General features: G+C 64.9%; 6 protein-coding genes and 2 pseudogenes. 4 read left to right on the top strand and 4 right to left on the bottom strand.

Going from position 1 to position 7,410, the window contains the following annotated elements:
* Positions 1–96: 96 nt before the first annotated feature.
* Positions 97–534, bottom strand: a complete 438-nt coding sequence (locus EV148_RS13810) for a hypothetical protein (RefSeq protein ID WP_131999222.1) — start codon at positions 532–534, stop codon at positions 97–99.
* Positions 535–769: 235 nt separating this feature from the next.
* Here EV148_RS13810 and EV148_RS13800 point away from each other — a divergent pair.
* A pseudogene (locus EV148_RS13800) lies at positions 770–1,731 on the top strand (integron integrase).
* 303 nt (positions 1,732–2,034) lie between these two features.
* On the opposite strand, the gene EV148_RS13795 reads toward EV148_RS13800, so the two are convergent.
* Entirely contained in the window at positions 2,035–2,769 is a 735-nt protein-coding gene (locus EV148_RS13795) for a 16S rRNA (uracil(1498)-N(3))-methyltransferase (RefSeq protein WP_131999216.1), read from the bottom strand.
* 185 nt (positions 2,770–2,954) lie between these two features.
* On the opposite strand from EV148_RS13795, the gene EV148_RS13790 reads away from it, so the two are divergent.
* From EV148_RS13790 to EV148_RS13780, 3 genes are all read left to right on the top strand, one after another.
* Positions 2,955–3,485: a hypothetical protein gene (locus EV148_RS13790; RefSeq protein ID WP_131999214.1), complete on the top strand. Its 531-nt coding sequence runs from the start codon at positions 2,955–2,957 to the stop codon at positions 3,483–3,485.
* Positions 3,482–3,703: a hypothetical protein gene (locus EV148_RS13785; protein WP_131999212.1), complete on the top strand. Its 222-nt coding sequence runs from the start codon at positions 3,482–3,484 to the stop codon at positions 3,701–3,703. Before EV148_RS13790 ends, EV148_RS13785 begins: the two co-directional genes overlap by 4 nt.
* Before the next feature lie 128 nt (positions 3,704–3,831).
* Positions 3,832–4,641 (top strand): class I SAM-dependent methyltransferase, encoded by an 810-nt coding sequence (locus EV148_RS13780; protein WP_158287473.1) that lies wholly within the window; start codon positions 3,832–3,834, stop codon positions 4,639–4,641.
* A gap of 112 nt (positions 4,642–4,753) precedes the next feature.
* Here the strand turns inward: EV148_RS13780 and EV148_RS13775 are convergent, their stop codons facing one another.
* Positions 4,754–5,257: a hypothetical protein gene (locus EV148_RS13775; RefSeq protein WP_131999208.1), complete on the bottom strand. Its 504-nt coding sequence runs from the start codon at positions 5,255–5,257 to the stop codon at positions 4,754–4,756.
* A 596-nt stretch (positions 5,258–5,853) separates the two neighbouring features.
* Positions 5,854–7,353, bottom strand: a pseudogene (bioA, locus tag EV148_RS13770) (adenosylmethionine--8-amino-7-oxononanoate transaminase); the annotation flags it as partial.
* Between the last annotated feature and the right edge of the window lie 57 nt (positions 7,354–7,410).

Here is a 7,410-nt window from a genome sequence, read left to right as displayed (position 1 = left end):
ACCGCAAGGCCGAATACACGACTGCAACCGCACCGCTTGCCAAAGCGAACTCACTCGGTCACTTGCAAGGGGAGTCCATACATGAATTGTTAGGCGTCACGCGAACAGCTTGTTTGGAAACGAGTTGTGAGGAATGGTGCCCTTTAGAGAGCCGGCCGATCCCCGAGCACGACAGCTAGAGTTTGGCGGAACAGTAATGGTGATGCTCTGGCTTGCTGCGCTACCGACATCGATAAGCGTATTGATCTCATCCTCAGTCAATGCGCAGACCGTAGAGCGTGCGCACACAAGGCACACAAAGACATCAGACTTTGATGCCATGGCAGCCTTGATAGCCTTGAGCTCTTGAGGCTGAAAAACGAATTGCCAAGAGCCGTTGCCCGTCTTGCGGTATTTGATAAAAACTTCGCGGTCAGTATTGACCATGTAGTGTCCGTAATGCTCCGAGCAGCGATTGAGCGCCTTGAACGACTTGTGCTCAACGATTTGCGTGAGCGCGATGCCGTGATACTGATCTTGTTCTTGTACCTTCATGTGAGCCTCCCTGTTGATGGTTGTGACGCCTAACTACAATTAGACCCCGCAAGCGGAGCGTTGCACGGCATCGTGATGGTTGACGGGCGGCCGGTCAAGCCGTTTTCCTACGCGCAATCAATCACCTGGCCGATCGCGGGCAGCTGGCTGCAGCAACGACACTGCCGCGCAACATCCACGAGCTGAGGGCGTAATGGATTACGCATTCGGAAACAGGGGCGTAACGGGTGGCTCGATGCCATCGCGGGCGCCGCGCCTGTTGGATGACGTTCGACGCAGGATGCGGCTCAAACACTACAGCTTGCGCACGGAGCAGGCATATCTGGGGTGGATCCGCCGATTCATCCTAGCCAATGGCAAGCAGCATCCGCGCGGACTCGGTGCCGCGGAGGTGGAGGCGTTCCTCACTTCGCTGGCGACGGAAGGTGGCGTCGCGGCGGGCACTCAGAACCAGGCGCTGTCGGCCATCCTATTCCTGTATCGGGAGGTGCTGCGCATCGACCTGCCATGCTCAACAACGTCGTGCGCGCGAAGCGTCCGCGTCGTCTGCCCGTGGTGCTGTCGAAGGACGAAGTAAGCCGGTTGCTCGCGGTGATGGACGGGCGCACCTGGTTGCTCGCGAGCCTGCTCTACGGTACGGGCATGCGGCTGATGGAATGCCTGCGCCTGCGCGTGAAGGACATCGACTTCGCGCGCAATGAGATCCTCGTGCGCGACGGCAAGGGCGGCAAGGACCGTCGCACGGTGCTGCCGCGCTCGCTGATCGAATCGCTTCAGCGCGAGATCGAGCGTTCTCGCCGATTGCACGCCTTGGACCTTGCCGACGGTCGCGGCTCAACGCGACTTCCGCATGCATTGGCGCGCAAGTACCCGCGGGCGGCCTGCGAGTTCGGCTGGCAGTTCGTCTTCGCAGCGGCGCAACGATCGCGCGATCCGCTCGATGGCACGGAGAGGCGCCATCATCTCGACGACGCGGTCCTCGCGCGCGCGCTCGCCCGTGCACGCCAGGTCGCCGGGATCACGAAACCGCTCAGCGCCCATTCGCTGCGGCACAGCTTTGCGACGCACCTGCTCGAAGGCGGCTACGACCTGCGCACGATCCAGGAATTGCTCGGCCACAAGGACGTGTCGACGACGCAGATCTACACGCACGTGTTGAATCGCGGTGGACGCGGCGTCGTCAGTCCGCTGGATTGAGTGGCTCGTCCACGAAACGACCGGCGCAGCGTATCGGGTGCGGATCGGCTGCGCGAATTTCCGACATCGCGCTTCGTCATCGGCGGGATGGCAGAGCGATCCGCCGGAGCGCATCCCCGCGCTGACGGTGCACTGCGCGCGATCCATCGCGCGCACCCTTCGGGTCTTTTCTCGCGACTCCCGCCGGCGCCGAGGGACCTGGTAGAGCGGAGCAGGAGCGAGCGAGCAGGAGCAACTCACGCTCGTTGTTTCGGCGAAAGCCGGGGGCCAGCGTCTTCGGCTCGACCCGGCAGCGTCGTGGCGTCAGAGGTCGCCGTGGATCGCCTGCAGCGCGGCGAGTGCCGCGAGCCCGGCGGTCTCCGTGCGCAGGATGCGCGGGCCGAGGCGCAGGCCGCGGAAACCCGCCTGCGCGAGCGTCGCGAGATCGTGTTCGGACAGCCCGCCTTCCGGGCCGACGACCAGCGTTGCACGCGTGCCCGGGTCGAGCGTGCGTGCGTCGGCGTCGCCGCGCGGGTCGAGCGCGAGGCGCAGCCCGGCTTCTTCGCCGAGAGAGGCGGCCCAGTCGCCGAGCTTCATCGGTTCTGCGAGTTCGGGCAGGCGGTTGCGGCCGCACTGTTCGCAGGCGGAGGCGAGCACGGCTTCCCAGTGAGCGACGCGCCGCTCGGCGCGTTCGGCGTCGAGCTTCACCTCGGTGCGGTCGGTCACGAGTGGCACGATGCGTGCGACGCCGAGTTCGGTCGCCTTCTGCAGGATCCAGTCCATCTTCTCGCCGCGCGCGACGCCCTGGCCGAGCGTGATGCGCAGCGGGCTCTCGCGGTCCGCGCTCGCCACGGGCTCGAGCACGCGCGCGCTGACCGCGCGCTTGGCGAGTGAAGCGATCTCGCCCGAGAACTCGCAGCCGTCGCCGTTGAACAGGCGCAACGGATGGCCGCGATCGAGGCGCAGCACGCGCGCGATGTGTTCGCCCGCCTGCACCGGCAAATCCACCTCGCGACCGGGATGCAGCGGTTGCGGAACGTAGATACGGGGAATGCGCATGGAATTTCCGGAACGTGAAACGGGCGAAAGCGTGGATGCTCACCATACCCACGCTGAATGTCCACAGTACCGCGCGAGGCGGGCCGCCGATAGTCCGCGCTCGAAGGCCTCGTGGCGGAGTACATTGCGGCGATGGAGCGTTGCAGTGATGGAACGCGTTCTCCCCGAAGCGGCCGAGGAGCGACATGATGGCTGTCTTGGCGTGCTGCCTCTGGTGGTTCCTGTTCGGCCTGCTGCTCGGCTGGCTCGGGAACTGGTTGCTGCAGCGACATGTGCGACGCACCTCGGCCCCGGTGCCGCCTGCCGTCGCCGCGCCGTTGCCGGAACCAACGCCGTCGCCGGCACCGCCGCCCCCGATCGACGAGCCGCCCGCATCGCATGCGCCGGTATCGCATGCGCGCCTCATCGACGTCGGCGCCGCGCGCGCGGCCGGATTCAACCTGCGGCACGCCGACGACCTCACGATCATCGAAGGCATCGGCCCCAAGCTCGACGAACTGCTGCGCTCGCACGGCGTGAACGGCTTCGCCGCGCTCGCCGCACTCGATCCCGAGCGCATGAACGCGATCCTCGAACAGGGCGGTCCGTACTTCCGTTTCGCCAATCCGTCGACCTGGGCACGCCAGGCCGCGCTCGCGGCCGACAACCGCTGGAGCGAACTCAAGGCGCTGCAGGAAGAACTCATCGGTGGCATCGATCCGGAGGTCGGCCCGTGACCGCGCCCGCGCCGCACGACCTTCGCGCCGAGCGCAGCCACGCGCGCTGGACCTGGACCATCGCCGGCGTGCTGATCGTGCTGCTGCTCGTACTCTGGGCACTCGGCCGCGGCCCGGGCGGCGCCGCGGCGTGCTGCGCGGTCCCCGCGATCCACGCCTCGTCCGCCGAGCCGTCGTCGGATCGCGCACCGGACGCCGAGCCCGTGGTCAAATCCTGAGGGCCCAACCCGTGGTCACACGCCTGCGTGAAGGCTCCATGCGAACGAGCTCGTCGCGTTCGAGATCGCCGCACGACGCTACGCTGTATTCGAGCATCGCGGCCACGTGTCGGCGATTCACGACACCAATGCCGCGATCGGGACGACGCACTGCCAGCGAGCGGCCTGCGCGTCGCGGATGCACGATCCTCGAACCCCATTGCGAGACGTTCCGTCCGCGTACGGGCGAAGGAGGGTTTCCCTCTGGATTCCGCTCGACGAACGAGCCTCTCTGCACCCGACCCCATCATCGGAGGAGCGACATGGCGACATCGACAGCCGACGCCGGCGATGCGAACCGCCGCACGATCGCAGGCTACGAGAACTGCGCGCGAGATTACGCCGCCGCGGTGGAGCGCGTTCCTGCCGGTGTCGGCGAGGCCGCGCTGCGTCGCCTTGCCGATGGCCTGTCGCGCGGAGCGCGCGCGCTCGAGATCGGCTCCGGTCCCGGCTGGGATGCGGACTTCCTCGAGACGCTCGGCGTCGCGGTCGATCGCACCGATGCAGCCGGCGCGTTCCGCGCGTTCCACGCCGAGCGCGGTCACGCGGTGGCGGCGCTCGACGTAGTCGAGGACGCGCTGCCGGGCCCGTACGACGCGGTCGTCGCGCTATGCGTGCTGCAGCATGTCGAGCGCGCACGCTTCGACGAGGTGCTGCGCAAGATCGCCGGCGCGTTGCATCCGGGCGGGCTCTTCCTTGCGTCCTTGCGCGAAGGCGAGGGTGAGGACTGGGAACATGGCGAGTCGGGCGACTACCGCCTAGTGCTCTGCGCCGCGGACGAAGGAGATCGGATCGATCGGCGGAGGAAGCGTCGCGTAGTTCTAATCCGAGGCGATCGCGGAGGATTCAAACGGATAATTCCTCCGTCCCCTTTGTTTCTTCCGTCCCCTTTGATTTGAAGGATTCAAACGGATAGTTCCTCCGTCCCCTTTGTTCCCGGACTGTCCGAGAAACTCGGGGTGATCCACTCCGTCCCCATTGGTGCGAGGGGTAGAAAGCTAAACGGAACTCCTAGTTCTCCTTACACAACTTCTTGACGCGAGCACTATCCACTGACCAGCCTCCAAGATCGATGACATCACTTGGTACGCCAAATCCTGGTGGATAGCTGTACTCCCAAATTAGGTCAGCGGCACGACCGGCAAGTGCCTCGTCGATATCGCCAAACATTTCAGAGAGTTTCACATAATGCGTGACCTTCGACCTCGCACCCAGCCAAATTTTGGCTTGAGCTGGCCTCTTGCGGTTGCTCTCCTTAACCGCATCCCCTGCAAGAAGACTATCGCGCGATCCCTTGAAGACAAGCCGCAAGCTCATCCCGTTGCCTTTGTAGTTCCAAGGCGCGAAGGAATCCGGAATACCCACACGCCGATCCGTCAAATTTTCAATTCCAAATTCCATAGCCGGTCTATTCTCAAAACACGACATGTATACAGAAACACTGAGCCGACGACCATCAGCCGCCATCAGGCCGATGGCCACCAGCTTCGAGAGCCCTACCAATACGGCCGTCATTTTGTTGGCCTCTGGTCCATACAGTCAGGCGTATGATTGTAGTCGCCCCTCGCAACACAGGGAAGCAGCCTTTTCTTGATATCGTTGGCTCTATCCTCGCAGACATTGTAGCAATTCGCGTCGGTCGCATGGTTGTATGGATTAGGCATGAGACATTTCAACTCATCATTGAACGCGTTATTTTCGCTGGTCATGTGATCACTCGATGTCAGGAATATCATCGTAACGTCCTTACCCTGATTCCCCTTACACGCGTCCGCCCCGCAGTCGTCCTTGTGCCTTCGGAGTCAGGTCGCCTGTGGCGCGTTGTAGTCGTTGTAGATTCGCGAACCAGCGTCGAAGGCTACGACATTGAGCAATGGGCTTCTCATCTCAAGCGCGGCGTGCTGGTTGAAATCACGAATCCCTCTGGCGTGCATCTCGTGCATCACGCTGATCTGGACTAAGACTTCGAGCTCTTGCGTCGCGCAACGGTCTAACTATGTGTGTATAGACTCCCCTTGCAAGTGACCGAGTGATTTCGCTTCTGGCAAGCGGTGCGGTTGCAGTCGTGTATTCGGCCTTCGGGTGAGTGTCGTGGATCGGGTCCGGCTCGCTCAGCGCAGCGCGACGTCGATGCCCTCCGCCGCAACCGCGACCATCCGGTCGATCTCCTCCGGCGTGATGCAGTACGGCGGCATGAAGTAGACGACGTTGCCGAGCGGGCGCAGCAGCATTTCGTGGGCGAGACCGTGGCGGTATACGCGCAGGCCGCGGCGTTCGGCGGCGGGGAAGGGTTCGCGCGTGCGCTTGTCCTTGACCAGCTCGATCGCGGCGATCATGCCGCTGCGGCGCACGTCGGCGACGTGTGGGTGGTCGGCGAGCGGTGCGAGGCGCGCGTCGAGGTGCGCGGCGAGTGCGCGGTTGCGTTCGAGCACGGGTTCGTCGCGCAGTACCGCGAGTGTCGCGAGCGCGGCGCGGCAGGCAATCGGGTTGCCGGTGTAGCTGTGCGAATGCAGGAACGCCTTGCCGGCGGAGTATTCGGCGTAGAACGCGTCGTAGACATGCGCCGTCGTCAGCACCGCGGACAGCGGCAGCGTGCCACCCGTGAGGCCCTTCGAGAGGCAGAGGAAATCCGGCACGATGCCGCCCTGTTCGCACGCGAACAGCGTGCCGGTGCGGCCGAAGCCGACCGCGATCTCGTCGGCGATCAGGTGGATGTCGAACTCGTCGCAGAGCGCGCGCAGGCCGGTGAGGTACGACGCATCGTGCATGCGCATGCCGCCCGCGCACTGCACGAGCGGTTCGACGATGATCGCGCAGCATTCGTGCGCGTGGCGCTCGAGGATCGCGCGCAGTTCATCGAGGCGGCGCCTGGCGCACGCGGCGGCGCTTTCGCCGGGTTCGGCCTCGTACGCATCCGGTGACGGCGCGAAGATCGGTTCGAGCAACAGCGGCGCGTAGGTGTGCCGGTACAGCGCGACGTCGGTGACCGACAATGCGCCGAGCGTCTCGCCGTGATAGCCGCCGGTGAGCGCGATGAAGCGCGTGCGCTCGCCGCGGCCGCGGTTGCGCCAGTAGTGGAACGAGAGCTTGAGTGCGACTTCGATCGCGCTGGAGCCGTTGTCGGCGTAGAAGACGCGCTGCAGGGAGCGATCGCCATCGATGGCGACGGGCGGATGTCCCGCCCCGACGTCATGCCCGCGAAAGCGGGCATCCATGGTGCTATGCGGATCCCCTGGAAAATGGATTCCCGCTTCCGCGGGAATGACGCCGTGGGTTTGCGAGTGCCGGTGCAGCGACGACACGCTCGCGGGCGAGCCGTTACCCCGCGGCGCGATGCGCACGAGTTCCTCGGCCAGCTGCACCGCCGGCTCGTGCGTGAAGCCCGCGAGCATCACGTGGTCGATGCGGTCGAGCTGGTCCTTGAGCGCGGCGACGATGCGCGGATGGCGATGGCCGAGCAGGCAGGTCCACCACGAGCTCACCGCGTCGAGCCAGCGGCGGCCGTCGTGGCCGTACAGCCACGCGCCTTCGGCACGCGCGATCGGCAGCATCGGCAGGGTTTCGTGGTCGTGCATCTGCGTGCACGGATGCCAGACCACGGCGAGGTCGCGCGCGGCGAGTTCGGAGGCGTAGAGCGTCATGACTGCTATGATCCGGGCGGACCCCTT

This window comes from Dokdonella fugitiva (assembly GCF_004342425.1).
GTDB lineage: Bacteria > Pseudomonadota > Gammaproteobacteria > Xanthomonadales > Rhodanobacteraceae > Dokdonella_A > Dokdonella_A fugitiva.
The sequence above is the reverse complement of the archived record's forward strand: the minus strand, read 5'-3'. Positions and strand labels throughout refer to the sequence as shown.

Coding starts and splice junctions, on each gene's coding strand:
- EV148_RS13810 (WP_131999222.1), bottom strand. CDS start 534: ATGAAGGTACAAGAACAAGATCAGTATCACGGCATCGCGCTCACGCAA.
- EV148_RS13780 (WP_158287473.1), top strand. CDS start 3,832: ATGCCGCGATCGGGACGACGCACTGCCAGCGAGCGGCCTGCGCGTCGC.
- EV148_RS13795 (WP_131999216.1), bottom strand. CDS start 2,769: ATGCGCATTCCCCGTATCTACGTTCCGCAACCGCTGCATCCCGGTCGC.
- EV148_RS13790 (WP_131999214.1), top strand. CDS start 2,955: ATGATGGCTGTCTTGGCGTGCTGCCTCTGGTGGTTCCTGTTCGGCCTG.
- EV148_RS13775 (WP_131999208.1), bottom strand. CDS start 5,257: ATGACGGCCGTATTGGTAGGGCTCTCGAAGCTGGTGGCCATCGGCCTG.